This is a genomic window from Shewanella sp. SM71 (assembly GCF_025653905.1).
Taxonomy (GTDB): domain Bacteria; phylum Pseudomonadota; class Gammaproteobacteria; order Enterobacterales; family Shewanellaceae; genus Shewanella; species Shewanella oncorhynchi.
Genome location: NZ_JAKKRW010000033.1, coordinates 1 through 24805, shown reverse-complemented (window position 1 = coordinate 24805; position 24805 = coordinate 1). Strand labels below are relative to the sequence as shown.

Here is a 24805-nt window from a genome sequence, read left to right as displayed (position 1 = left end):
CGTTCTGTCAAAAGAAGAAGGCGGACGTCACACTCCATTCTTCAAAGGCTACCGTCCACAGTTCTACTTCCGTACAACTGACGTAACCGGTACTATCGAACTGCCAGAAGGCGTAGAGATGGTAATGCCTGGCGACAACATCAAAATGGTAGTGACTCTGATTTGCCCAATCGCGATGGACGAAGGTTTACGCTTCGCAATCCGTGAAGGTGGTCGTACAGTTGGTGCTGGTGTAGTAGCTAAAATCATTGCTTAATTGCGATAGAAATTAGTTTGAAAAGGAAGCTTCGGCTTCCTTTTTTATTTGAGGGCTGGTTTTATTCACAAATTTGTGTAGAATGCTCGCCACTCTGAAGTTAAATAGTTATTTGATGACTATTTACACAGCGGGCTTGATATCCGGATTTAGATAGGTATAATGGCCCCCTCGTCGACCTAGGTTGACGAATTAAATGATTAGTCGCTTAAGTTAATCATTATCATAGCGGCTCCGATTGGGAGTCGAACGGTTAAATCATCTCGCTCTGCTTTTCTATTTAGAAGAAGCTAGAGGGTGATTTTTTATATGTCCATTTTAGGAGCTCTGGTCAATGCAGAACCAAAGAATCCGTATCCGCTTAAAGGGATTTGATCATCGCTTAATTGATCAATCTACAGCGGAAATCGTTGAAACTGCTAAGCGTACAGGCGCTCAAGTACGTGGTCCAATTCCACTACCTACGCGTAAAGAGCGTTATACCATTTTGATCTCTCCGCACGTTAATAAAGATGCTCGTGACCAGTACGAATTACGTACACACAAGCGCCTGGTTGACATCGTAGAGCCAACTGAAAAGACTGTTGACGCGTTAATGCGTTTAGATCTTGCGGCTGGTGTCGACGTACAGATTAGCTTGGGTTAATTGAGATCCTAGTAAGAAGAGGTTTGAGAGATGGCTATCGGTCTTATTGGTCGTAAAGTTGGTATGACTCGCATCTTCACTGAAGATGGTGTTTCAATACCAGTTACTGTAATTGAAGTTGCAGGCAACCGTGTTACTCAAGTGAAAACTTTAGAAACTGACGGCTACCGTGCACTTCAAGTTACAACTGGCACCAAAAAAGCCAATCGCATCACTAAACCAGAAGCAGGTCACTTTGCCAAGAGCGGCGTTGAAGCCGGTCGTGGTTTGTGGGAAATGCGTTTGGTAGACGGTGAAGGCGAGGGCATTGAAGTTGGTGCTGAGCTAAATGTTGATATTTTCGCAGACGTAGCGAAAGTTGATGTTACTGGTCAATCAAAAGGTAAAGGCTTCCAAGGCGGCGTTAAGCGTTGGAACTTCCGTACTCAAGATATGACTCACGGTAACTCTTTGTCGCACCGCTCGAATGGTTCTATCGGTCAGAACCAAACGCCTGGTCGCGTATTCAAAGGCAAAAAAATGTCAGGCCATATGGGTGCCGAGCGTGTTACTACTCAAAATCTAGTTGTTGTTCGTGTAGATGTTGAGCGTAACCTGCTACTAGTCCGTGGCGCTGTTCCTGGCGCTACCAATGGCGACTTGATTATCAAGCCTGCCGTTAAAGCTTAAGGTCTGAGGAGATAGTAATGGAATTGGTATTGAAAGACGCGCAAAGCGCTCTTGAAGTTTCCGAAACTACCTTCGGCCGTGACTTTAACGAGGCACTGGTTCATCAGGTAGTTGTAGCATACGCTGCAAACGCGCGTCAGGGCACTCGTGCTCAAAAGACTCGTGCGGAAGTAACTGGCTCAGGCAAAAAGCCTTGGCGCCAAAAAGGAACTGGCCGTGCTCGTGCTGGTTCTGTTAAAGGCCCAATCTGGCGTGGCGGTGGCGTAACATTCGCTGCTAAAACCCAAGATCACAGCCAAAAAGTTAACAAAAAGATGTACCGCGGCGCGCTGAGAAGCATTCTGTCTGAATTGGTACGTCAAGAGCGTTTGGTTATTGTTGAATCTTTCGGTGTTGAAGCTCCTAAAACTAAAGAGCTGAAAGCTAAATTGAAAGCAATGAACCTTGAAGACGTTCTGATTGTGACTGCAGAAGTTGATGAGAACTTATTCTTAGCAGCTCGTAACCTGTACAAGGTTGACGTTCGTGATGTAGCGGGTCTAGACCCAGTGAGTCTGATCGCCTTCAACACTGTGCTTGTGACTGCTGACGCAGTGAAGCAAATCGAGGAGATGCTAGCATGATGATCCGCGAAGAACGTTTGCTAAAAGTTATTCTCGCTCCACATATCTCTGAAAAGAGCACTGTGAACGCTGAGAAGCACAACACTGTTGTTTTCCGCGTAGCTATCGATGCAACTAAAGCTGAAATTAAAGCTGCTGTTGCTAAGCTATTTGAAGTTGAAGTTGATTCAGTTCGCACTTTAGTGAGCAAAGGCAAAACTAAACGCACTGGTGGCCGTACTGGTCGTCGTAGCGATTGGAAAAAAGCCTATGTGACTCTAGCTGCTGGTGCTGACATCGATTTCGTCGGCGGCGCTGAGTAAGCAAAGGAGAATTATCATGGCAGTTATTAAGTGTAAGCCAACCTCTCCAGGTCGTCGCCACGTAGTTAAAGTGGTGAACACTGACCTGCACAAGGGTAAACCTTTTGCTGGCTTGTTGGCGAAAAAATCTAAAAGTGGTGGCCGTAACAATACTGGCCGTATCACTGTCCGTCACGTAGGTGGTGGTCATAAGCAGCATTATCGTCTAATCGATTTCAAACGCGATAAAGATGGTATACCTGCGAAGATTGAGCGTCTGGAATACGATCCAAACCGTACTGCTAACATCGCGTTAGTATTGTATGCGGATGGTGAGCGTCGTTATATTCTTGCTGCCAAAGGCATGCAAGCTGGCGATAAGATCCAGTCTGGTGTTGCTGCCGAGATCAAAACCGGTAACGCTATGCCACTGCGCAACATCCCAGTAGGTTCTGTAGTTCACGCAGTTGAAATGAAGCCTGGTAAAGGTGCTCAGATCGCTCGTTCTGCAGGTGCTTATGTACAAGTTGTTGCTCGTGATGGCGCATATGCCACTCTACGTCTTCGCTCTGGCGAAATGCGTAAAGTGCCAGTTGATTGCCGCGCGACATTTGGTGAAGTTGGTAATGCCGAACACATGCTACGCCAGTTAGGTAAAGCAGGTGCTAAGCGCTGGAGAGGCATACGTCCTACAGTGCGTGGTGTTGCAATGAACCCAGTAGACCATCCACACGGTGGTGGTGAAGGCCGTACTTCTGGTGGTCGTCACCCAGTGACTCCATGGGGTGTGCCAACTAAGGGTTATAAAACTCGTAGTAACAAGCGCACTGACAAGTACATCGTACGTCGTCGTAATAAATAGTAAGAGGATTCGCCATGCCACGTTCTCTCAAGAAAGGTCCCTTCATTGACCTGCACTTGCTGAAGAAGGTAGAGAAAGCGATGGAAGCCGGTGACAAAAAGCCTATTAAGACTTGGTCACGTCGCTCTATGATCATTCCAAATATGATTGGTTTGACCATCGCTGTCCATAATGGTCGTCAGCACGTTCCTGTGTTCGTAACTGACGAAATGATCGGCCACAAACTTGGTGAATTTTCACCAACTCGCACTTATCGCGGCCATGCTGCAGATAAGAAAGCGAAGAAGCGTTAATACGGGAGGAATAAGATGGAAGTTTTAGCTAAACATCGTTTTGCCCGTACGTCTGCGCAGAAGGCCCGTCTGGTTGCTGATCAAATTCGTGGATTGCCTGTTGCTAAGGCCCTCGAAATTTTGACTTTCAGCCCCAAGAAAGCCGCCGTACTGGTTAAAAAAGTACTTGACTCAGCTATCGCAAACGCCGAACACAACGAAGGCGCGGATATTGATGAGCTTAAAGTAGGAGCCGTCTTCGTAGATGAAGGCCCAACTATGAAGCGTATCATGCCACGTGCTAAAGGCCGCGCTGATCGTATCATGAAGCGTACCAGCCACATTACTGTGGTTGTATCAGATCGCTAGGAGAGAGCAATGGGACAGAAAGTACATCCTAATGGTATCCGTCTGGGTATCACCAAGCCTTGGATCTCTACCTGGTACGCAGATAAATCAGATTACGCAAGTAACCTGAACAGCGACTGGGAAGTGCGTAAGTTTCTTGTAGAGAAATTACAAGCTGCTTCAGTATCTAAGATTGTTATCGAGCGTCCAGCGAAAAGCATCCGCGTTACCATTCACACTGCCCGTCCAGGTGTTGTGATCGGTAAGAAAGGTGAAGACGTTGAAGTATTGCGTGCTGCAGTGTCAAAACTTGCTGGCACTCCTGCTCAAATTAACATCGCTGAGATCCGTAAACCTGAGCTAGATGCCAAGTTAGTTGCTGACTCAATTGCACAGCAATTAGAGCGTCGCGTAATGTTCCGTCGTGCTATGAAGCGCGCAGTTCAAAACGCAATGCGTATTGGTGCTCAAGGTATCAAAGTACAAGTTAGTGGCCGTTTAGGCGGAGCTGAGATTGCGCGCGATGAGTGGTATCGTGAAGGTCGTGTACCTTTACATACTTTGCGTGCTGATATCGACTATTCTACATCTGAAAGTCACACCCAATACGGTGTGATTGGCGTTAAAGTTTGGATCTTCAAAGGTGAAGTTCTAGACGGAATGCTGCCACAGATTGAAGAGCCGAAGCAGCAGCAACCTAAGCGCAAGCCTCGTGGTAAATAGGAGAGCCGGCAATGCTGCAACCTAAACGTATGAAGTTTCGCAAGATGTTCAAAGGCCGCAACCGCGGTCTAGCGAACGGTACCGAAGTTAGCTTTGGTACTTTTGGTCTGAAAGCAGTCGGTCGTGGCCGTTTAACTGCACGTCAGATCGAATCTGCACGTCGTGCCATGACACGTCACATTAAGCGTCAGGGACAAATTTGGATTCGAGTTTTCCCGGACAAGCCGATTACCTCTAAGCCTCTTGAAGTGCGTATGGGTAAAGGTAAAGGTAACGTTGAATACTGGGTATGTCAGATTCAACCTGGTAAGGTTCTTTATGAGATGAATGGTGTTTCTGAAGTGATCGCTCGTGAAGCGTTTGCTTTGGCTGCTGCCAAGCTTCCAATTAAGACTACCTTCGTAACTAAGACGGTGATGTAATGAAAGCGAGCGAACTGAGAGAAAAGAGCGTTGAAGAACTGAACGCTGAACTACTTGGTCTGCTGCGTGAGCAGTTCAACCTGCGTATGCAACACGCCACTGGTCAGTTGACTCAGACTAATCAACTGAAATTGGTGCGCCGTAACATTGCGCGCGTTAAGACCATTATTACTTCTAAGGCGGGTGCATAATGTCTGATAAAATCCGTACTTTGCAGGGTCGTGTAACTAGCAACAAAATGGACAAGTCCATTACTGTTGCTATCGAACGCCAAGTGAAACACCCAATTTATGGGAAATACATTAAGCGTACGACAAAGATCCATGCACATGACGAAACGAATCAGTGCAATGAAGGCGATTTAGTAGCGATTCGCGAATGTCGTCCTTTGTCTAAGACTAAGTCTTGGACCCTGGTTGAAGTAGTATCAAAGGCCTAAGTTAATTAGGTATTTAGGTAAACGGCTCCAGAATGTGGGGCCGTTTGTTTTTTAATACTATACATTCCACTTTTATGGTGTTATATTTGCGCGCCATTTTTGACTAAATTAATAGCAAAAATGAGTGTTTTTATTGTCCCATAGTGGGAATTGTGTAGTAACGATAGCGGAGCACTTAAAATGATCCAAATGCAATCGACTCTTGACGTTGCTTGTAACAGCGGCGCACGCAGAGTTCAGTGTATTAAGGTCTTGGGTGGCTCTCATCGTCGTTATGCCGGTATCGGCGACATCATCAAAGTTTCTGTTAAAGAAGCGATTCCTCGCGCTAAAGCGAAGAAAGGCGATGTGTATAACGCGGTGGTAGTCCGTACTAAGAAAGGCGTACGTCGTCCAGACGGTTCTGTCATTCGCTTCGATCGGAATGCAGCTGTTCTTTTGAACAACAACCTGCAGCCGATTGGTACTCGTATCTTTGGACCAGTGACACGTGAATTGCGTAATGAGCAATTTATGAAAATTGTCTCGCTGGCACCAGAAGTACTGTAAGGAGCTTCAAAATGGCAGCTAAAATACGTCGTGAAGACGAAGTGATTGTATTAGCAGGTAAAGACAAGGGTAAACGTGCAAAAGTTTCTCAAGTCCTTCCTACTGGTAAATTGATTGTTGAAGGCATCAATCTTGTCAAAAAACACCAAAAGCCAAACCCACAATTGGGCGTAGCTGGCGGTATTGTTGAGAAAGAAGCACCGATACAAGCATCAAATGTAGCGATTTTCAACTCTGCCACTGGCAAAGCTGATCGCGTTGGTTTCCGCTTTGAAGACGGCAAAAAAGTTCGTTTCTTCAAATCGAACAGTGAACTCGTTAAGTAATTGGAGTAAACGATGGCGAAACTGCATGATAAATACCAAGAGACTGTTGTCGCTGAACTTGCTAAAAAGTTCGGTTATACCAGTGTCATGCAAGTCCCTCGGATTGAGAAAATCACCCTGAACATGGGTGTTGGCGAAGCTGTTGCAGACAAGAAAATCATGGACCATGCTGTCCGTGATATGACTGCAATCGCTGGTCAAAAGCCAGTTGTGACTGTAGCTCGTAAGTCAGTTGCTGGTTTTAAAATCCGTGAAGGCTACCCTATTGGCTGTAAAGTGACCCTACGCGGTGAGCGTATGTGGGAATTCTTAGAGCGTTTAGTCGATATCGCAATCCCACGTATTCGTGACTTCCGTGGCTTAAGCGCTAAAGCGTTTGACGGCCGTGGTAACTACGCAATGGGCGTGCGTGAGCAGATCATCTTCCCAGAAATCGATTACGATAAAATCGATAAGATTCGTGGTATGGATATTGTTATCACTACTACTGCGAAGAATGATGAAGAAGGTCGTGCTTTGTTAGACGCTTTTAACTTCCCATTCAAGAAATAAGGGTAGCGTAATGGCAAAAACATCAATGAAAGCACGTGAAGCTAAACGTGCACAGCTCGTGGCCAAGTACGCTGAAAAGCGTGCGGCTCTTAAGACTATCATTGCAAGTCCAGCTTCTTCTGACGAAGATCGTTGGGATGCGGTTCTTAAGCTGCAAGCTCTACCACGTGATTCCAGCGCTGCGCGTCAACGCAATCGTTGTAATCAAACTGGTCGCCCTCATGGCTTCTTACGTAAATTCGGCTTAAGCCGTATCAAATTACGTGAAGCAACCATGCGTGGTGAAGTTCCTGGCCTGCGTAAGGCCAGCTGGTAAGCACTTGTCACGGAGTAAGCTAATATGAGCATGCAAGATCCTATTGCGGATATGTTAACCCGTATTCGTAACGGCCAAGCTGCTAACCACGTATCAGTGAAGATGCCTTCAGCTAAGTTGAAAGTCGCAATTGCGAAACTACTTAAAGATGAAGGTTATATTGCTGATTACGCCGTAGCAGATGAAGCCAAGCCTGAACTGGAAGTTACTTTAAAGTATTTCCAAGGCCAACCAGTCGTTGAGACTATCCAGCGTGTAAGTCGCCCTGGTCTTCGTATTTACAAAGGTAAAAACGAACTTCCAAAGGTGATGGGCGGTCTGGGTGTCGCAATTGTGTCCACTTCTAAAGGCTTGATGACTGATCGTGCCGCCCGCCTTGCAGGCATGGGTGGCGAGGTTATCTGCTACGTAGCTTAAGGAGCTAGGAATGTCTCGTGTAGCAAAAGCACCAGTATCTATTCCAGCTGGCGTAGAGGTGACCTTGAACGAACAGACCCTTACCGTCAAAGGCGGAAAAGGTAGTCTGACTCGAGTGATCAACAATGCGGTCAATGTTGTTATTGAAGCCGGCGTAGTTAAGTTCCTCCCTGTTGAAGGCGTTGTTAACGCTTGGGCACAGGCTGGTACAACTCGTGCATTAGTAAACAACATGGTTGTTGGTGTATCTCAAGGTTTTGAGCGTAAGTTAAAGTTAGTTGGCGTTGGTTACCGTGCGAAACTCGTCGGTGCTGATATTGACCTTACTTTAGGTTTCTCTCATCCGTTAGTACACAAACTGCCCGCAGGCGTTACTGCAGAGTGCCCTAGCCAAACTGACATCGTCCTACGTGGCGTTGATAAACAGTTAATTGGCCAAGTCGCTGCTGAGATTCGCGGATACCGTCCACCAGAGCCATACAAAGGCAAAGGTGTTCGCTATGACGACGAAGTAGTACGCCGTAAAGAGGCTAAGAAGAAGTAGGTAACGCGATATGGATAAGAAAACATCTCGCTTACGTCGCGCTACTCGCGCTCGTAAGAAGATCCAAGAGCTGGGCGTGAACCGTCTGGTTGTACATCGTACACCGCGTCACATTTATGCTCAGGTGATCAATCCTGAAGCTCAGGTGTTGGCAGCTGCTTCAACCGTAGAAAAAGCGGTTAAAGAGCTACTGAAGAGTACCGGTAACGTAGACGCAGCGAAAGCAGTAGGTAAATTTGTTGCTGAGCGCGCGATCGAAAAAGGCGTAACTTCAGTTGCGTTCGATCGTTCTGGTTTCAAGTATCACGGTCGTGTAGCTGCTTTAGCAGATGCAGCTCGTGAAGCTGGCCTGAAGTTCTAAGGGGTTATAAAATGGCTAAATTAGAAGCTCAGCAAAAAGACGATCTGCAAGAGAAATTAATTGCAGTTAATCGTGTTTCTAAAGTAGTTAAGGGCGGTCGTATCTTTAGCTTCACAGCACTGACAGTAGTGGGTGACGGTAACGGTAAGATTGGCTATGGCTATGGCAAAGCACGTGAAGTTCCAGCCGCGATTCAAAAAGCGATGGAAAAAGCTCGTCGTAACATTGTGACCGTTGAGTTGAATGCAGGTACTCTGCATCACCCAGTTAAAGGTCGTCATACTGGTTCTCTTGTGTACATGCAACCTGCATCACAAGGTACTGGTATTATTGCCGGTGGCGCAATGCGTGCCGTATTGGAAGTAGCAGGCGTGCATAACGTTCTGTCAAAAGCATACGGTTCTACTAACCCGATCAACATCGTTCGCGCGACTGTCGATGCTTTGGTGCACATGAAGTCACCTTCGCAAATCGCAGCTAAGCGTGGCCTGAATGTTGACGAAATTCGGGGGTAATGCACCATGGCAACTAAAACTGTAAAAGTTACTCAAACTAAAAGCGGTATCGGTCGTTTACCGAAGCACCGTGCAACCCTAACGGGTCTTGGTTTGCGTCGCATTGGTCATACTGTTGAATTAGAAGATACTCCTTCTGTTCGCGGTATGATCAACAAGGTCTACTACATGGTTAAGGTGGAGGATTAATAGATGCGTTTAAATACTCTATCTCCAGCTGCAGGCTCTAAGCATGCACCAAAGCGTGTAGGCCGTGGTATGGGCTCAGGTCTAGGTAAAACAGCGGGTCGTGGTCATAAAGGCCAAAAGTCTCGCTCTGGTGGCGGTGTACGCCCAGGATTCGAAGGTGGTCAAATGCCACTGAAAATCCGTTTACCTAAATTTGGTTTTACCTCGCGTCGCGCTATGGTAACAGCTGAAGTTCGTGTACTCGAACTGGCAAAAGTTAACGGTGATGTTATCGACTTAAACGCTCTGAAAGATGCGAACGTAATAACTCGCAACATCCAGTTTGCGAAAATTGTTCTTTCAGGTACCATTGAGCGCCCTGTGACTGTTAAAGGTCTGAAGGTAACCAAAGGTGCACGTGCAGCTATTGAAGCTGCCGGCGGTAAGATCGAGGAATAATACGTCGATGGCAAAACCAGGACTTGATTTAAAAAGCGCGAAAGGTGGACTTTCAGAATTGAAAGCTCGCCTCCTGTTCGTGATTGGTGCGATTATCGTCTTTAGAGCCGGTTCGTTTGTGCCAATTCCTGGTATTGACGCAGCTGTATTAGCAGAGCTGTTTGCTCAGCAAAGTGGAACCATCCTTGGCATGTTTAACATGTTCTCGGGTGGTGCCCTTGAGCGTGCCTCTATCTTTGCATTAGGTATTATGCCGTACATTTCGGCATCGATTATCATGCAACTGTTGACTGTCGTACATCCTGCACTCGCTGAATTGAAAAAGGAAGGCGAATCAGGACGTAAGAAAATCAGTCAATATACCAGATGGGGTACCTTAGTGCTGGGTACATTCCAGTCGGTCGGTATTGCAACCGGGTTACCAAACTTAGTGCCGGGCCTTGTGGTCAACATTGGATTTGGATTCTACTTTGTTGCGGTTGTGAGCTTAGTAACAGGAACTATGTTCCTTATGTGGCTAGGTGAGCAAATTACCGAACGTGGTATAGGTAATGGTATCTCGATTTTGATTTTCGCAGGTATTGTTGCTGGATTACCTTCCGCTATCGGCCAAACGGCTGAGCAGGCGCGTCAAGGTGACTTGAATGTGTTAGTATTGTTGTTGCTCGCGGTAATTGTGTTTGCAGTGACTTATTTTGTAGTGTTTGTGGAACGTGGTCAGCGTCGTATCGTCGTTAACTATGCTAAGCGTCAGCAAGGCCGTAAGGTGTTCGCTGCGCAAAGTACCCATCTACCGCTGAAAATAAACATGGCAGGTGTTATTCCGCCAATTTTTGCGTCAAGCATCATTTTGTTTCCTGGAACACTGGCTCAGTGGTTCGGTCAAAATGAGTCCATGTCATGGTTAAGTGATTTTTCACTGGCTGTGTCACCTGGACAACCGCTTTACTCATTATTATATGCAACAGCGATTATCTTCTTCTGTTTCTTCTATACTGCGTTGGTGTTTAACCCACGTGAAACAGCAGATAACTTGAAGAAGAGTGGTGCATTCATCCCTGGGATCCGTCCTGGAGAACAGACTTCGCGTTACATTGATAAAGTTATGACCCGTTTGACATTGGCAGGCGCGTTATACATAACCTTTATCTGCTTAATTCCGGAGTTCATGTTAATTGCGTGGAAAGTACAGTTCTATTTCGGCGGTACTTCACTACTAATTATGGTAGTCGTAATCATGGACTTCATGGCTCAGGTTCAGACGCATATGATGTCTCATCAGTATGAGTCTGTGATGAAGAAAGCTAACCTAGTTAACAAAGCGAATTTAGATCGCTTTGGTCGCTAAGTAGCTTTACGGAGTGATGAAATGAAAGTTCGAGCTTCCGTGAAGAAGATCTGCCGTAACTGCAAGATCGTCAAGCGTAGTGGCGTTGTACGCGTTATCTGTGTTGAACCAAAACACAAACAGCGTCAAGGCTAAAAAGTAATTTGTTCAGCCCATGAATTGGGCTGAACAAAATTTTGTTTGCAAATCTGTCGACTGTCGAGTATCCTTTCGGGCTTTTCGCAGTTGGCCTTTAACTTTAAGGAGTGCATAGTGGCCCGTATCGCTGGCATTAACATTCCTGATCAAAAGCATACAGTCATCGCATTGACTGCAATTTTCGGCATCGGCCGTACTCGCGCTAGAGCAATCTGCGCGGCTACAGCAATCGCTGAAACTGCTAAGATCAAGGAATTGAGCGAAGCTCAAATAGACACACTACGCGAAGAAGTCGCCAAATACCTAGTAGAAGGTGACTTACGTCGTGAGATTTCAATGAACATCAAGCGTCTTATGGATCTTGGTTGTTATCGTGGTCTCCGCCATCGCCGTAGCCTGCCTCTCCGTGGGCAACGTACTAAGACCAATGCGCGTACGCGTAAAGGTCCACGTAAACCTATTAGAAAGTAACGGGAAGGTAAAGCAATGGCTAAAGTTCCGTCACGTTCTCCGCGTAAGCGCGTACGTAAACAGGTTGCAGATGGCATGGCTCATATCCATGCTTCTTTCAACAACACTATTGTCACCATTACAGATCGTCAAGGTAATGCGTTGTCATGGGCTACTTCAGGTGGTTCAGGTTTCCGTGGTTCACGTAAATCTACTCCATTTGCTGCACAGGTGGCTGCTGAGCGTGCAGGTGCTGCTGCTCAAGACTACGGTTTAAAAAACCTTGAAGTGTTTGTGAAGGGTCCAGGTCCAGGTCGTGAGTCAGCCATTCGTGCGCTGAACGCTGTTGGTTATAAAATTACCAACATTACCGATGTGACGCCGATCCCTCATAATGGTTGTCGTCCTCCTAAAAAGCGTCGTGTATAACGCCGTTTCATTAGGATAGTTGGAGAAAGATCATGGCAAGATACTTGGGTCCCAAGCTCAAGCTCAGCCGCCGAGAAGGTACAGACCTTTTCTTAAAAAGCGGTGTGAGAGCAATCGATTCAAAGTGTAAACTGGAAACTGCACCTGGACAACATGGCGCTCGTAAGCCACGTTTGTCAGAGTACGGTACTCAGTTACGCGAAAAACAAAAAGTTCGTCGTATTTACGGTGTGTTAGAAAAACAATTCCGTAACTATTACAAAGATGCTGCACGTACTAAAGGCAACACAGGTGAAAACCTGCTTCAGCTTTTAGAAACCCGTCTTGATAACGTTGTTTATCGTATGGGCTTCGGTGCAACTCGTGCAGAATCACGTCAGCTAGTAAGCCATAAATCAATTATGGTTAACGGTCGTGTTGTTAACATTCCATCATTCAAAGTGTCTGCGAATGATGTTGTGAGCATCCGCGAGAAGTCACGTACTCAAGCTCGTATTAAAGCGGCTTTAGAAGTGGCAGCTCAACGCGAGAAGCCTACATGGGTTGAAGTCGACAATGCGAAAATGGAAGGTGCTTTCAAGCGCGTTCCAGAACGTAGCGATTTGTCTGCGGAAATTAACGAACAGCTGATCGTCGAGCTTTACTCTAAGTAAGGCTAACAAACAAGAGAGGACACAATGCAGGGTTCTGTTACAGAATTTCTTAAACCGCGTCTCGTTGATATCGAGCAGGTTAACTCAACACGTGCCAAGGTTACATTGGAACCACTTGAGCGTGGTTTCGGCCACACTTTAGGTAACGCGTTGCGTCGCATCCTATTGTCGTCTATGCCCGGCTGCGCGGTTACCGAAGTCGAGATTGACGGTGTACTGCACGAATACAGCAGTAAGGAAGGCGTTCAAGAAGATATCCTTGAGATCTTGTTAAACCTGAAAGGGTTAGCAGTGACTATCGAGGGTAAAGACGAGGCTATGCTTACGTTGAGCAAGTCCGGCGCAGGCCCTGTCATCGCAGCAGATATCACGCATGATGGTGATGTCACTATCGTGAATCCTGATCATATTATCTGTCATCTGACAGGTAACAATGATATCAGCATGCGTATTCGCGTTGAGCGTGGTCGTGGTTATGTACCAGCATCTGCTCGTGCACAGACCGAAGACGATGATCGCCCAATCGGCCGCTTGCTGGTTGATGCTTCTTTCTCGCCAGTTGCACGTATTGCCTACAATGTAGAAGCAGCACGTGTAGAACAGCGTACTGACTTAGATAAACTCGTTATCGATATGACCACAAACGGTACTATCGATCCTGAGGAAGCTATCCGTCGTTCTGCAACTATTCTAGCTGAACAGCTAGATGCGTTTGTAGAGTTACGTGACGTGACTGAGCCAGAGCTGAAAGAAGAGAAACCGGAATTCGATCCGATTCTGCTGCGTCCTGTCGACGATTTAGAGCTAACTGTACGTTCGGCTAACTGCTTGAAAGCCGAAGCGATTCATTACATCGGAGATCTGGTACAGCGCACTGAAGTTGAGTTGCTGAAAACCCCGAACTTAGGTAAGAAATCTCTTACTGAAATTAAGGATGTTTTAGCTTCTCGCGGACTGTCGTTAGGTATGCGTTTGGAAAACTGGCCTCCAGCTAGTTTAGCAGACGACCTATAAGTCTCAGGTTTGTACAGATTTAGGTTATAAGGATTAGGTCATGCGCCATCGTAAGAGTGGTCGTCAACTAAACCGTAACAGCAGTCATCGCCAAGCCATGTTTCGCAACATGGCCGGTTCACTAGTTCGTCATGAGATCATCAAGACAACTGTGGCTAAAGCGAAAGAACTGCGTCGCGTAGTTGAGCCTCTGATAACACTTGCTAAGAGTGACAGCGTTGCAAACCGTCGTTTAGCGTTTGCACGTACTCGCGACGCTGAAGTCGTTGGTAAGTTATTTACTGAGTTGGGTCCACGTTACCAGGAACGTCCTGGTGGCTATACCCGTATCCTTAAGTGCGGTTTACGTGCTGGTGATAAAGCCCCTATGGCTTACATCGAGCTAGTTGGTCGCCCAGAAGCTGCTCAAGCTGTTGATGTTGAAGCTGCTGAGTAATTAAGGTTACACTTTTAAAAAGCCGGGCATTAGCCCGGCTTTTTTATGCCTTTTTGACTATTTCACCCAAAGTGTGGTTTTCTCGATTTCTTTTGGGAGGACGATATTCCATTTAGCTAAGCCTTTCTGGCTAAACATGTATTTTCCAAGATCATCTGTTACTGGGAAAATATTTTCGGGTTTCTCGCCGCCGAGTATTTTTGTCGCCATATTCGCTGCAATCTTGCCATGATGATAGCCATCGAGAACATAGCCACCAATATTACCTTCAGCAGAGACACTAAATCCCCAAAACCCAAAATTCGGTACCGGAGTATGTTCAGATATCCATTTTAGGAGCTGATCTGCATCTACTGAGCGATTATCTGCATCTCTAACTGTGTGGTATAGCGCCACGACTATAGCGTTATAACCTTGTTCCTTCGCGGTCAATACATTCCGCTGCCAATCCGTTAGCTGTGACAATTGCACTAAATTAACTTCGATATCGCCTAACATGCTTGAGTGTTGTTTACTGATGTATTCTGCCGCTGAGTCAGAGGTGACTCCTTGGTCGAATAGAACTAAGATTTTTCTATGCACAGTCTGTGGTAGTAAACGTTGAATGAGCAGTAGTGAACGTCGTAGTAGTGGTCTCTCAATGACGCCTGTGAAGCGTTTGTGTTCATTGAGATGATATTCTCTAGGATTCATGTTCACCCCTAAATAGACTACTGGGATTAGGCTGTCATTTAGGCGCTGGTGTAAGAGATTAACCGCATTATCATCGGCGAGAATAACCAATTGAGGTGCTTGTTGTTGAATATATTTCCATGCTAAGTCAGCCCGTTCAGCAAATTGCTCTTGGGGTAAGCGTTTGGTATCCATCTCGAAATAACTAACATCGTGGTGAGGGCTGAGCGTGTCATAAATCGCTTGATAGTATTCCTGGTCCCATTGATAGCTATGATGGTAGCTTTCGATAACAACAACTTTAGCAGCATTGGCTTCCTGAGAGAGGCCTACCAAGCAGATAATTAGGAAGCTTAGAATGTGTTGCAAACTAGAGTTTAGTTGTCTTATTTGAATCATATGCAGTCTTAGGTATTGGCGCTGCCTAGAGTATAGTCCACCTTTAATTGTGCATATTCAGATAATAAAAAAGCCTCACTAGTTATTAAGCTAGGAGGCTTAGTTTGTACGCTATTGCTGATCCATCAATAACCTACTTAGTATCTGGTGCCTTTTGCTGGCTATAATCTAACTTTTCGTGCTTTTGGCCCATGGCTTCAGCGACTTCTGGTGGCATGTAGTTTTCATCATGCTTGGCCAGTACTTCAGTTGCTTCTAGTTTGCCATCAGCACCCAGTACACCCTGAGCAACAATGCCTTGTCCTTCACGGAAAAGATCGGGCAATAGGTCGTCATAAGTGACCAGTACTTCGCCGCCGAGGGAGTCATGCACTGCAAATTCGACATGCAAGCTTTTGGGATCTCGCACCATAGAACCTACCGTCACCATTCCGCCGACACGAATACGTTGGCCAATTTCAGGTTTTACGCCAGTGTCTGTCTTGCCGTGGACAATTTCAGACGGAGTATAGAATAAGTTCAAGTTGGAGTTCAGCGCATAGAGCAAAAGCGAAGTAATCGCAGCAACGCCACCGATTAATGCTACAGCTAATGTCAGTCTTTTTTTGCGTCTTGGGTTCACGATTTAGTACTCCTAGTTTCTTTTAGGCGTTCTTCTCTATCCATCTTCTTCGCGATATCAATTAACACCTTACGCTTTTGGCGTGCGCTGGTAATGATGAGCGTAGAGAGGCAGAAGAAGGTCACTCCGTAGGATAGCCATACATAGAATGCATAGCCGCCCATATTAAAAAAATCACTGATTGAATCGAATTGCATCATTTGACCTCCTCCGCTTTAGCTAGTTCACGGACCCAAGGGCGCATGCCATTTCTTGCTAAAATTTCTGCTCTAAAACGGACAATAGTGATGGCGCCAATCATAAGACCGAAGCCCAGTATGTTAATTAACAGTGGATAGAGCATTTCCGTCGACATTGTCGATTTCTCGGTAATGCGTATTGTCGACGGTTGATGTAATGAGCTCCACCATTCAACAGAGTATTTGATGATAGGAATATTGATCACACCGACGATCGCTAAGATCCCTGCAGCACGAGCTGCGAGCACTTTATCCTCAAATGAGGCATAGAGTGAGATCACACCTAGATATAGGAATAGTAATACCAGCTCAGAAGTTAAGCGTGCATCCCATACCCACCAAGCACCCCACATAGGTTTACCCCATGCCGCTCCAGTAAAGAGTGCGATAAAGGTGATCACTGCGCCAATGGGAGCAATAGATGCTGCAGCCCAGTCGGCAAGTTTTATCTGCCAAACTAGACCGATAAAGGCCGCTGTTGCCATACCCATATAAGCCGCCATTGACATAGACGCGGCAGGAACATGGATAAAGATAATACGGTAGCTATCACCCTGCTGGTAATCCGTCGGCGCGAAGACGAGTCCCCATGTAGTGCCAACAGCAATCAATAGACCAGCTAAGATCGCAAACCATGGAAATAACGTTCCTGATAATTTATATGCGCGTTCAGGATCCGCGTAAGGGTGTAACCATTTCCACATTTTAGTTAGTACTCACTCGCAGAGATGCACCAATTGCAAAAGGTGCTAAGGTTAACGATCCGACCAGCATAGCGCCTATTATAGCGAGCTGACCATCATAGGGTAAATTCATTCCTGCCGCGTCTATAGCACTCGTTGCAAAAATGAGTACTGGGATATATAAGGGCAAAATAAGTAAGCTGAGTAACACGCCGCCTTTCCTTAGACCGACGGTTAATGCCACACCTATAGCACCTAACAGCGACAATACTGGCGTGCCTAGCGCAAGCGTCGAAATTAACGCACCGTAGCTGTTGCCGTCTAGATTGAGTAATACCGCTAACAGTGGTGCGATAATAATCAGTGGCACACCAGTTAAAATCCAGTGGGCTAACACTTTAGCTAATACGAGAATGGCTAATGGCTGTGGGCTTAATAGCATTTGTTCTAAGCTACCATCACTAAAGTCGGCTTTGAAAAGCCTTTCAAGTGACAACATTGATGCTAATAATGCGGCGACCCAAATTATCCCCGGTGCCACACGTGCTAACATTTGCGGTTCTGGTCCAATCCCCAGCGGAAACAAGGTAACGACCATAATAAAAAATAGCAGTGGGTTAAAAATGTCGCCGCGGTGGCGAATAGCAATTTTAAGATCTCGCTGCAGCAAGGTGAAAAATGCTTGGGTAAAACTGATGCCTCTTTTCATTGAGCCTGACCTTATATGAAGCGATAATCGAGACGAATTTTACGAAGCCTATCATCTGTGATAATGCCCATATCTTGGTGAGTTGTGAGGATCACACAGCCACCATTATCCGCATGCTGAATAAATAACTGCTCCAGTTCTTCGACGCCTTTTTTATCGATTGCAGTAAAAGGTTCGTCAAGTATCCAAATTTTACAGTTGCTATGCCACAATCTTGATAGCGCTGTTCTGCGATGCTGGCCTGCGGATAAATGCCCCGCGAGAGCTTCTTCAAAGCCCGTTAAATTGACTTTGGCTAAAATCTCTGACGTATCAAAGTCATCATAACCACTGATTCTTAAATTGAAATTAAGGTTTTCTTCGGCAGTCAGCTCGCATTTCACGCCAGCTAAATGGCCTAAATACAAGAGGTCTTCATTGTATTCATCGCGGCAACGGTTTATGTCTTCATTAATGTAAAAAGTTTGTCCGGCATAGGGGCGAGAAAGGCCCGCCAATATGCGTAATAAACTGGTCTTACCTGCGCCGTTAGGGCCTTCAATCTGAACAATGTCACCGGCATTTATATCAAAACTTAACTCATCAAAAAGGATGCGTTCTTCGCGGATACAGGTCAGCTTGCTGGCTGACACTAATGTGGTTTCTTTAGTTATATTTGTCACTGAACCCTCTATCTCAAGCCGGAAGGAAACACAAGTCATTCTAACACAAACGTTATTGGGGGTTTACTCTTGGTTTGCACTAGATGTCAGCAATATGATGTGGTTCCAATAACCGCAATATTTATCGAACTTTTTTACGACTTGCTAATATATTAACGAATTTGTCATCCTTGTCGCCTGATTCATTTTGTGTTGAGATTCTAATCACAAAAAGATGAGATTTCTTGAAGTTTGTAGTAATCTTAGTCGGCTATAATGAGTCTGCCTAAGTAAGGGCGGCGCCGAGCTTTGTACGTATTTGCATTAGGAACATTGAACATGAAAAAACTGTTAGCAATGACTGCTGTCGCTGCTTTGACTATGTCAGTTAACGCTTCAGCTCAAGATGCTGAGGCTATTTATAATAAGGCATGTACCGTATGCCACAGCATGGGTGTTGCTGGTGCTCCAAAAGTACACAACGCTGCAGAATGGGAACCACGCTTAGCTAAGGGTGTTGACGCTCTAGTGAAGAGTGTGAAAACTGGTCTGAATGCTATGCCACCAGGTGGTATGTGTACTGATTGTACTGATGATGATTACAAAGCTGCTATCAAATTTATGTCTACAGCTAAGTAATTCTTCAGATATAAAAAAACCGGCGAAAGCCGGTTTTTTTATATCTGCAATTAACTGCGATTTATTGCACTTGAGTATCAAGTACTAGGTTCGCTGTATCGCCTACGGCGACTTTACTGATCTTGCCTTGAATATCACCCGTTTGCGGTTTGATATTACCTTGTTTAGACAGCACTGCAATCACTTCCACATTGGCTGCATCGCTTAACTTTACATCACCACCCATACCGCTGCTGTCATCTAATGTCACTGTAATCGGGAAAGACTTAGCACTGACTTTGGTTGCAGCTAATGGGACTTTAGGTCCTTCAGTTGCACGGGCAAAGATGAAAATGGTGTCTTCTGGACTGGCTTTAGCCGCAAGTTCTGCAGAGATAGATATAGTGACATTGACAGATTTAGCACTGGCTTTGACTTGCTTATGTGCATCATCATTTGGCATGCCAGCGGTTTCCGACTGCATGCGTAAGTTAGCGGTTTCGATTGCATTCATAAGAGCTGCACGATCAACGTCGGCACGACCGCTATCTAAAATCGTTTGCCAAGAGGTGATGGCTTTCTTGTAGTCAGCAGTAAAGAAAGCATCCATACCCACGAGCAGTAGCGTTGAAGGATCTTGGGCATCCATTGCTAAAGACTCATTGATAAGAGCTTGGATTTGCGGTGTCATTTGTTGACCCGCTTTGTAATACATCGCCGTTGCTTTTGGACCGAGCAATTCTGCATGCTTTCCGACTAATTCGATTACTTTATCGAAAGCTGCAATCGCTTTATCGTATTGGTTTGCCGATACATAAGCATGACCTAAGCTAAACCACAGTTGGCTGTTTTCTGGCTCGGCTTTAACTTGAGCTTCCATCATCTGCACGCGTTGCATCATGATTTGAGCCGTATCCATTCCCGCATGTGGATTTGCAGGTTGTTGAGCACTATCAATATTCTCGAAGGCGCCTAAGTGTTGATAGAGATAGCCTGAGATAACAATCAAACAAACTGACATGATCGACGGCCACAGAATCGTCTTTGGCTTTATTTGGTTGACCAGTGAATCGTCGTTCGCTTGTTTGATGTCTTGGAGTAGACTGATTTCCAGTTCTTTCTTCAATGCATCAAATTCGGCTTGATCGAGTAGCTCTTCACTTAATTCTTTTTCAAGAACGCCTAAGCGCTCATTGAACAATTCAAGGTTCGTTTGTTTACGAACTCCGGCTTCTTCCGTTTTCAGCAATTTTTGCTGTCTGAAGTGCGGGATCCAAATCAGCATCAGGCCGACTAACATAACAAGCGCAATAAAAATCCAAAATGTCGTCATTGTTTCTATATTCACTTTAGTTTGCAGAAAGCGGAGTAACCGCTAGGCTTGGAAGCAAGATTATACGTAAAGATTGTTCATTGAACAGTAATATAAGGTAATCCCAGTGCTGAAAGCTTATAGTTGGGCACTGGTTCACAAATTGATTCTTCTTGTAAATTTTGTATGAAACTTAAGTGTCATTTGTCGGTCACATGCAGAACTGAGCCTCTTCCGTGACTTTCATCGACCTCTAAAATTGAGAATGAGACAAGTAACCCAGTTTTGTACGAAAGAGGCAGACAGGAACAATAGCAAATACTAAAATGAGCAAAATTTCGTGCATTTGCGTGAATAGCATGTTGTGCGTTGAGATAGAGTCTTTCTAAATCAACATATTATTGAAGACTGAGGAAAACCCATGATCCCAGAACTTGGACACTTTGCGTTGATAATAGGGGTGGCTTTTGCCTTCTTATTAATCAGCGTCCCCCTAATAGGTGTTGCCAGAAAAGACCAATACCTTGTTAGGTACGCTTGGCCATTAACGTACGGAATGTTCTTTTTTATTACCTTATCTGTTGTCGTGCTGGCTTATAGTTTTGCCGTCGATGATTTCTCGGTCGCCTATGTGGCACATCATTCAAATTCTCAGTTACCTATCTTCTTTAAGATCTCGGCCGTATGGGGCGGTCATGAAGGGTCACTGTTATTTTGGGTGTTTGCTTTATCAACTTGGGCGGCTGCGGTTGCCTTGTTTAGCAAAGGTTTAGAAGAAGTGTTTACTGCCCGTGTGCTGGCAGTATTGGCTCTTATTGTGATTGGCTTTAGTTTGTTTATGCTACTCACATCTAGCCCATTTGAACGTTTATTCCCGATCCCAGCCGAAGGTCGTGACTTAAATCCAATGCTGCAGGACGTGGGATTAATCTTCCATCCTCCTATGTTGTACTTGGGTTATGTGGGCTTCTCTGTAAGCTTTGCATTTGCGATTGCTGCGCTGATGAGCGGCCGTCTCGATTCTGCATGGGCTCGTTGGACTCGTCCATGGACATTGGCCGCTTGGACCTTCCTTACGGGCGGTATCGCACTAGGATCTTGGTGGGCTTATTATGAATTAGGCTGGGGCGGTTGGTGGTTCTGGGATCCTGTTGAGAACGCCTCTTTTATGCCTTGGTTAGTGGGTACTGCGCTTGTTCACTCTTTGATTGTGACTGAGAAACGCGGTGCCTTCCGTAACTGGACTGTATTACTGTCTATTTTCGCTTTCTCTTTAAGTTTGCTTGGTACCTTTATTGTTCGCTCAGGTGTATTAACCTCAGTGCATTCATTCGCAGCCGATCCAAGCCGCGGTATGTTCATCCTGTTGTTACTTGGTTTAGCTGTTGGCGGTTCATTAACACTGTTTGCTTTACGTGCCAGTGAAATGAGTAGTCCAGCCCGTTTCGAGCTTAAGTCTAAAGAAACTATGCTCTTAGTGTGTAACGTGCTACTGACGGTTGCCGCAGGTACGGTACTATTGGGTACATTATATCCATTGCTCATCGATGCACTTGGCATGGGTAAGATCTCTGTTGGACCTCCATACTTTAATGCGGTGTTCGTGCCTATCGTATTAGTGCTATTTGGCTTTATGGGTATTGGTCCAATTATTCGTTGGAAAAAATCGAAAGCGGGCGAGCTTAAGCGTCAGCTATTGATCCCGGCAATGATTGCTGCTGTTATCGGTATTGTGACGCCATTTATCGTCGATGGTGCATTCAATATTTGGGTTACCTTTGGTATTGCTGCCGCTGCTTGGATTATTCTGGCTACCGCAAGAGCGGCCTATAACATGGTCAAGTCGAAAGAAGGTGATATCAGCATCAGCCGCATGGGCCGTAGTCAGCTTGGTATGATCTTCGCGCATCTCGGTATTGCCGTTTCTGTGATTGGTGCCACTATGGTGTCAAATTACTCGATTGAGAAAAGTGTTCGTATGGGACCTGGTGTAAGCCAAGAACTCGCCGGTTATACTTTTAAGTATCTCGAGACCAAAAACGTAGTGGGTCCTAACTACACTGCACAGCAGGGACAGATAGAGATCTACAAGGGCGATGAGCTACTGACATTACTAAAACCCGATCGTCGTCAATATAATGTGCGAACTATGGATATGACAGAAGCCGGTATTGACTGGGGTCTATTCCGTGACTTGTACGTAACTATGGGTGACCCTATTACCAGCACTGAATTTGCGGTTCGTTTAAACTATAAGCCGTTCGTGCGTTGGTTATGGTTTGGGGCAATTTTCATGATGATAGGTGGATTCTTCGCTGCATCGGATAAACGTTACCGTGCGAAAGTCACTGCAGCCGTCGCGCCTTTGGCCGAAAAGGCAAAATTGGCAACGGCTCAATAATTGGGGAATGTATGAAGAAGTTGGTTCTGTTTATCCCATTGGTCATATTTCTCGCCATGGGGGTGTTTCTATATAAAGGGTTATTTCTGAATCCGCAGCAATTGGATTCAGCACTGGAAGGGAAGCCTATTCCGGCTTTCCAACTGGAACGCCTAGAAACACCGGCTGAGATAATAACGAATGAGCAATTAAAAGGTAAGGTATCATTACTTAACGTATGGGCGACGTGGTGTCCATCTTGTAAATATGAGCATCCTTTCTTAGTGATGCTAAAACGTAAAAATCTTTTGCCAATTTACGGGATCAACTATCGTGATGAGCGTGTTCCTGCGTTAGAAGAGTTAAAACGTCAGGGCGATCCCTACAACGTTAATATCTATGATAAAGATGGGCGTTTAGGATTAGATCTTGGCGTTTATGGTGCACCAGAGAGTTTTATTGTTGATCATAACGGTATTATCCGTTTCCGTTATGCAGGTCCAATAGACCAACGCGTATGGAGTGAAACCCTTTACCCTATGATCCAACAATTACAAGCTGAAGCAGCGAAGGATGGCGCAGCATGAGAACGCTGATAAAAATCATAGGTGGTCTAGTGCTGATGTTCAGCATGACGACCGCCGTCATGGCAACACCAGTTGATACTTACGAATTCAAGTCACCTGAAAATCAAAAGCGCGGTTTGTCTTTGGCCCATGAACTACGTTGTCCACAGTGTCAAAACCAAAATTTGATCGACTCCAATTCACCCGTTGCTCGAGATCTGCGTCTTGAGGTATTCAAGATGGTTGACGAAGGAAAAGGGGATGATGAGATCATCGAGTTTATGACCAGTCGTTACGGTGAGTTTGTTCTCTATAAACCTAAGATGGAAACCAAGACCTACATTCTCTGGTTAGGTCCTATTGGTTTATTACTTCTGGGTCTAGTGATTGGATTCATCTTCATTCGTAAGCAACGTATTGGCGGTAATGTGCCGAACGAAATTAGCGCAGAAGATCAGCGCGAGTTAGATACCTTGCTAAAGCGCAATACAAAATGAAGCATAAAGTCATAACGGCATTCATGTTGTCATCCATTCTTTCGGTATTTGTTGCTGGGGTCGCGCATGCGTACCCTGGTATGCAGCAAACGGCTAAACCGATGGAATCAACGGTTGATTTGATCAATGTACTGCCAAAGACTTTTCCTATTGAACCTGTTGCCTTTAATGATGTCGATGGTAAAGCTATCGACTTCAGCCAATTTAAAGGCAAGATCATTATGGTTAACATGTGGGCGACTTGGTGTCCGCCATGTGTCAGAGAGTTGCCTGCAATCGAAAGGTTAGCAACTAAGTTCAAGACTGAAGATTTTGTAGTGCTGCCTATCTCTATTGATGCAGAAGGTAAGCAGCAGGTTCAGCCGTTCTTAAGTTCATTGGGTATGGCGAATTTCAACTCTTACTACGATCAACCACAAAGTCTTGGGAACGTTTTTCCGCTCGACACGATTCCTGCGACCTTTATTCTTGATCAACAGGGTCAATTAATTGCCTTTGTTCGATCCTATGTTGATTGGGATGACGTAAAAGCCGTCTCGCTAATCCAAGGTTTTATCGATAAAGGCAGCAAAAAGCCCAATTAATAGGCACTTTGCATGTAAAATAATCGCCATTGTTTAAAAGATCGCCATGCGATCTTTTTTCATTTAAAAAGCCCTTGCACAAAAAGTTTCACTGCCTATAATGCGCATCCACTGACACGGCAGACAGCGAAAGCTAGCTGACGAGTTAGGTTGAATTGAGTCGCTTTTAAGCACTTAATTCAAGCGCAGAAAGAAGTTGTTAAATACTCCTTGACGCGAAACGGGAAATGCGTAGAATACGCAGCCCTAGCCAACTGGAAGCGTTCGGCGCTCAGTGTGGTACTCAAGTTCTCTTACGAATATTGAGTTGCTCTTTAACAAGATAAAACAAGAAATCTGTGTGGACACTCACAGGTGTTGAGTTAATCGAAATTACTTTACTTTCGAGTGAGTAATCAAAGAATTAAATCAATGTAATAATGAGTGTTCATAGCAATATGTACAGTTTGTTTCTGCTTTTAAGTGGGAACAAAAAATCAGAATTCATTGAGCCGCTGAAGTCGTAAGACGGAAGCAACAAAACTTTAATTGAAGAGTTTGATCATGGCTCAGATTGAACGCTGGCGGCAGGCCTAACACATGCAAGTCGAGCGGCAGCACAAGGGAGTTTACTCCTGAGGTGGCGAGCGGCGGACGGGTGAGTAATGCCTAGGGATCTGCCCAGTCG

General features: G+C 45.4%; 40 protein-coding genes, 1 rRNA gene and 1 pseudogene. 35 read left to right on the top strand and 7 right to left on the bottom strand.

Annotated features, from left to right (window positions below):
* The 29 genes and pseudogenes from tuf to rplQ form a co-directional block, all read left to right on the top strand.
* Positions 1–256: pseudogene (gene tuf / locus L5L97_RS22440) on the top strand (elongation factor Tu); the annotation flags it as partial.
* A gap of 334 nt (positions 257–590) precedes the next feature.
* Positions 591–902, top strand: coding sequence for a 30S ribosomal protein S10 (gene rpsJ / locus L5L97_RS22435; RefSeq protein ID WP_006083601.1), 312 nt, complete (start codon positions 591–593; stop codon positions 900–902).
* Positions 903–932: 30 nt separating this feature from the next.
* Positions 933–1571 (top strand): 50S ribosomal protein L3, encoded by a 639-nt coding sequence (gene rplC, locus L5L97_RS22430; RefSeq protein ID WP_006083600.1) that lies wholly within the window; start codon positions 933–935, stop codon positions 1569–1571.
* A 17-nt stretch (positions 1572–1588) separates the two neighbouring features.
* Complete coding sequence (gene rplD, locus L5L97_RS22425; RefSeq protein ID WP_113941598.1) at positions 1589–2194, top strand: 50S ribosomal protein L4; 606 nt, start codon at positions 1589–1591, stop codon at positions 2192–2194.
* The gene (gene rplW / locus L5L97_RS22420) at positions 2194–2496 is read left to right on the top strand and encodes a 50S ribosomal protein L23 (RefSeq protein WP_025008843.1); all 303 of its coding nucleotides are present in this window, start codon (positions 2194–2196) and stop codon (positions 2494–2496) included. Before rplD ends, rplW begins: the two co-directional genes overlap by 1 nt.
* Before the next feature lie 16 nt (positions 2497–2512).
* Entirely contained in the window at positions 2513–3337 is an 825-nt protein-coding gene (rplB, locus tag L5L97_RS22415; protein ID WP_006083597.1) for a 50S ribosomal protein L2, read from the top strand.
* Positions 3338–3351: 14 nt separating this feature from the next.
* Entirely contained in the window at positions 3352–3630 is a 279-nt protein-coding gene (rpsS, locus tag L5L97_RS22410) for a 30S ribosomal protein S19 (RefSeq protein WP_006083596.1), read from the top strand.
* A 15-nt stretch (positions 3631–3645) separates the two neighbouring features.
* Entirely contained in the window at positions 3646–3978 is a 333-nt protein-coding gene (rplV, locus tag L5L97_RS22405) for a 50S ribosomal protein L22 (protein ID WP_006083595.1), read from the top strand.
* Positions 3979–3987: 9 nt separating this feature from the next.
* Positions 3988–4680: a 30S ribosomal protein S3 gene (rpsC, locus tag L5L97_RS22400; RefSeq protein WP_006083594.1), complete on the top strand. Its 693-nt coding sequence runs from the start codon at positions 3988–3990 to the stop codon at positions 4678–4680.
* Positions 4681–4691: 11 nt separating this feature from the next.
* Positions 4692–5102: a 50S ribosomal protein L16 gene (rplP, locus tag L5L97_RS22395; protein WP_006083593.1), complete on the top strand. Its 411-nt coding sequence runs from the start codon at positions 4692–4694 to the stop codon at positions 5100–5102.
* A complete protein-coding gene (rpmC, locus tag L5L97_RS22390) occupies positions 5102–5293 on the top strand; it encodes a 50S ribosomal protein L29 (protein WP_006083592.1) in 192 nt (63 codons plus the stop codon). The genes rplP and rpmC overlap by 1 nt, the downstream gene beginning before the upstream one ends.
* Positions 5293–5541 (top strand): 30S ribosomal protein S17, encoded by a 249-nt coding sequence (gene rpsQ / locus L5L97_RS22385; RefSeq protein ID WP_006083591.1) that lies wholly within the window; start codon positions 5293–5295, stop codon positions 5539–5541. The genes rpmC and rpsQ overlap by 1 nt, the downstream gene beginning before the upstream one ends.
* 180 nt (positions 5542–5721) lie before the next feature.
* The gene (gene rplN, locus L5L97_RS22380) at positions 5722–6090 is read left to right on the top strand and encodes a 50S ribosomal protein L14 (protein ID WP_006083590.1); all 369 of its coding nucleotides are present in this window, start codon (positions 5722–5724) and stop codon (positions 6088–6090) included.
* An 11-nt stretch (positions 6091–6101) separates the two neighbouring features.
* Entirely contained in the window at positions 6102–6416 is a 315-nt protein-coding gene (gene rplX, locus L5L97_RS22375; RefSeq protein WP_006083589.1) for a 50S ribosomal protein L24, read from the top strand.
* A gap of 12 nt (positions 6417–6428) precedes the next feature.
* On the top strand, positions 6429–6968 hold the full coding sequence (rplE, locus tag L5L97_RS22370) for a 50S ribosomal protein L5 (protein WP_006083588.1): 540 nt from the start codon (positions 6429–6431) through the stop codon (positions 6966–6968).
* A gap of 10 nt (positions 6969–6978) precedes the next feature.
* A complete protein-coding gene (rpsN, locus tag L5L97_RS22365; RefSeq protein WP_006083587.1) occupies positions 6979–7284 on the top strand; it encodes a 30S ribosomal protein S14 in 306 nt (101 codons plus the stop codon).
* 24 nt (positions 7285–7308) lie between these two features.
* Complete coding sequence (gene rpsH, locus L5L97_RS22360) at positions 7309–7701, top strand: 30S ribosomal protein S8 (RefSeq protein WP_006083586.1); 393 nt, start codon at positions 7309–7311, stop codon at positions 7699–7701.
* 10 nt (positions 7702–7711) lie between these two features.
* Positions 7712–8245 carry a 50S ribosomal protein L6 gene (gene rplF / locus L5L97_RS22355; RefSeq protein ID WP_105251036.1) on the top strand — a complete coding sequence of 178 codons (534 nt, stop codon included), beginning with the start codon at positions 7712–7714 and terminating at the stop codon, positions 8243–8245.
* A gap of 10 nt (positions 8246–8255) precedes the next feature.
* The gene (rplR, locus tag L5L97_RS22350) at positions 8256–8606 is read left to right on the top strand and encodes a 50S ribosomal protein L18 (protein ID WP_006083584.1); all 351 of its coding nucleotides are present in this window, start codon (positions 8256–8258) and stop codon (positions 8604–8606) included.
* Positions 8607–8617: 11 nt separating this feature from the next.
* Positions 8618–9121, top strand: coding sequence for a 30S ribosomal protein S5 (gene rpsE, locus L5L97_RS22345; protein WP_006083583.1), 504 nt, complete (start codon positions 8618–8620; stop codon positions 9119–9121).
* A gap of 6 nt (positions 9122–9127) precedes the next feature.
* Positions 9128–9310, top strand: coding sequence for a 50S ribosomal protein L30 (gene rpmD, locus L5L97_RS22340; RefSeq protein WP_006083582.1), 183 nt, complete (start codon positions 9128–9130; stop codon positions 9308–9310).
* A gap of 3 nt (positions 9311–9313) precedes the next feature.
* Positions 9314–9748, top strand: a complete 435-nt coding sequence (rplO, locus tag L5L97_RS22335; RefSeq protein WP_006083581.1) for a 50S ribosomal protein L15 — start codon at positions 9314–9316, stop codon at positions 9746–9748.
* A gap of 7 nt (positions 9749–9755) precedes the next feature.
* Positions 9756–11096 (top strand): preprotein translocase subunit SecY, encoded by a 1341-nt coding sequence (secY, locus tag L5L97_RS22330; RefSeq protein ID WP_007644459.1) that lies wholly within the window; start codon positions 9756–9758, stop codon positions 11094–11096.
* A gap of 21 nt (positions 11097–11117) precedes the next feature.
* The gene (gene rpmJ / locus L5L97_RS22325) at positions 11118–11231 is read left to right on the top strand and encodes a 50S ribosomal protein L36 (RefSeq protein ID WP_006083579.1); all 114 of its coding nucleotides are present in this window, start codon (positions 11118–11120) and stop codon (positions 11229–11231) included.
* Between the two features lie 117 nt (positions 11232–11348).
* Complete coding sequence (rpsM, locus tag L5L97_RS22320) at positions 11349–11705, top strand: 30S ribosomal protein S13 (protein ID WP_011787581.1); 357 nt, start codon at positions 11349–11351, stop codon at positions 11703–11705.
* A gap of 15 nt (positions 11706–11720) precedes the next feature.
* On the top strand, positions 11721–12113 hold the full coding sequence (rpsK, locus tag L5L97_RS22315) for a 30S ribosomal protein S11 (protein ID WP_006083577.1): 393 nt from the start codon (positions 11721–11723) through the stop codon (positions 12111–12113).
* Positions 12114–12145: 32 nt separating this feature from the next.
* Positions 12146–12766, top strand: coding sequence for a 30S ribosomal protein S4 (gene rpsD / locus L5L97_RS22310; protein WP_006083575.1), 621 nt, complete (start codon positions 12146–12148; stop codon positions 12764–12766).
* 24 nt (positions 12767–12790) lie between these two features.
* Positions 12791–13780: a DNA-directed RNA polymerase subunit alpha gene (locus L5L97_RS22305; RefSeq protein ID WP_006083574.1), complete on the top strand. Its 990-nt coding sequence runs from the start codon at positions 12791–12793 to the stop codon at positions 13778–13780.
* A gap of 40 nt (positions 13781–13820) precedes the next feature.
* Entirely contained in the window at positions 13821–14216 is a 396-nt protein-coding gene (rplQ, locus tag L5L97_RS22300) for a 50S ribosomal protein L17 (RefSeq protein ID WP_006083573.1), read from the top strand.
* A gap of 57 nt (positions 14217–14273) precedes the next feature.
* Here the strand turns inward: rplQ and L5L97_RS22295 are convergent, their stop codons facing one another.
* The 6 genes from L5L97_RS22295 to ccmA all read right to left on the bottom strand — a co-directional run bounded on the left by L5L97_RS22295 (position 14274) and on the right by ccmA (position 18202).
* A complete protein-coding gene (locus L5L97_RS22295) occupies positions 14274–15224 on the bottom strand; it encodes an ABC transporter substrate-binding protein (RefSeq protein ID WP_242068452.1) in 951 nt (316 codons plus the stop codon).
* A gap of 196 nt (positions 15225–15420) precedes the next feature.
* A complete protein-coding gene (gene ccmE / locus L5L97_RS22290) occupies positions 15421–15909 on the bottom strand; it encodes a cytochrome c maturation protein CcmE (RefSeq protein ID WP_105251038.1) in 489 nt (162 codons plus the stop codon).
* Positions 15906–16106: a heme exporter protein CcmD gene (gene ccmD, locus L5L97_RS22285; RefSeq protein WP_105253042.1), complete on the bottom strand. Its 201-nt coding sequence runs from the start codon at positions 16104–16106 to the stop codon at positions 15906–15908. Before ccmD ends, ccmE begins: the two co-directional genes overlap by 4 nt.
* Positions 16106–16852: a heme ABC transporter permease gene (locus L5L97_RS22280; protein ID WP_105251039.1), complete on the bottom strand. Its 747-nt coding sequence runs from the start codon at positions 16850–16852 to the stop codon at positions 16106–16108. The genes ccmD and L5L97_RS22280 overlap by 1 nt, the downstream gene beginning before the upstream one ends.
* Before the next feature lies 1 nt (position 16853).
* Positions 16854–17540 (bottom strand): heme exporter protein CcmB, encoded by a 687-nt coding sequence (gene ccmB / locus L5L97_RS22275; protein ID WP_006079706.1) that lies wholly within the window; start codon positions 17538–17540, stop codon positions 16854–16856.
* Positions 17541–17551: 11 nt separating this feature from the next.
* Positions 17552–18202 (bottom strand): cytochrome c biogenesis heme-transporting ATPase CcmA, encoded by a 651-nt coding sequence (gene ccmA / locus L5L97_RS22270; RefSeq protein WP_131525727.1) that lies wholly within the window; start codon positions 18200–18202, stop codon positions 17552–17554.
* Between the two features lie 318 nt (positions 18203–18520).
* Here ccmA and L5L97_RS22265 point away from each other — a divergent pair, with 318 nt between their 5' ends.
* The gene (locus tag L5L97_RS22265) at positions 18521–18820 is read left to right on the top strand and encodes a c-type cytochrome (protein ID WP_105251041.1); all 300 of its coding nucleotides are present in this window, start codon (positions 18521–18523) and stop codon (positions 18818–18820) included.
* Between the two features lie 61 nt (positions 18821–18881).
* Here the strand turns inward: L5L97_RS22265 and ccmI are convergent, their stop codons facing one another.
* A complete protein-coding gene (ccmI, locus tag L5L97_RS22260; RefSeq protein WP_173248542.1) occupies positions 18882–20132 on the bottom strand; it encodes a c-type cytochrome biogenesis protein CcmI in 1251 nt (416 codons plus the stop codon).
* 400 nt (positions 20133–20532) lie between these two features.
* Here ccmI and L5L97_RS22255 point away from each other — a divergent pair, with 400 nt between their 5' ends.
* From L5L97_RS22255 to L5L97_RS22235, 5 genes are all read left to right on the top strand, one after another.
* Positions 20533–22512, top strand: a complete 1980-nt coding sequence (locus tag L5L97_RS22255) for a heme lyase CcmF/NrfE family subunit (RefSeq protein ID WP_263183976.1) — start codon at positions 20533–20535, stop codon at positions 22510–22512.
* 11 nt (positions 22513–22523) lie between these two features.
* Positions 22524–23078 carry a DsbE family thiol:disulfide interchange protein gene (locus tag L5L97_RS22250; RefSeq protein ID WP_105251044.1) on the top strand — a complete coding sequence of 185 codons (555 nt, stop codon included), beginning with the start codon at positions 22524–22526 and terminating at the stop codon, positions 23076–23078.
* Positions 23075–23554 carry a heme lyase NrfEFG subunit NrfF gene (gene nrfF, locus L5L97_RS22245; protein WP_105251045.1) on the top strand — a complete coding sequence of 160 codons (480 nt, stop codon included), beginning with the start codon at positions 23075–23077 and terminating at the stop codon, positions 23552–23554. Before L5L97_RS22250 ends, nrfF begins: the two co-directional genes overlap by 4 nt.
* Entirely contained in the window at positions 23551–24138 is a 588-nt protein-coding gene (locus L5L97_RS22240) for a TlpA family protein disulfide reductase (protein ID WP_113941593.1), read from the top strand. Before nrfF ends, L5L97_RS22240 begins: the two co-directional genes overlap by 4 nt.
* 525 nt (positions 24139–24663) lie before the next feature.
* Positions 24664–24805 (top strand): 16S ribosomal RNA (locus L5L97_RS22235); the annotation flags it as partial.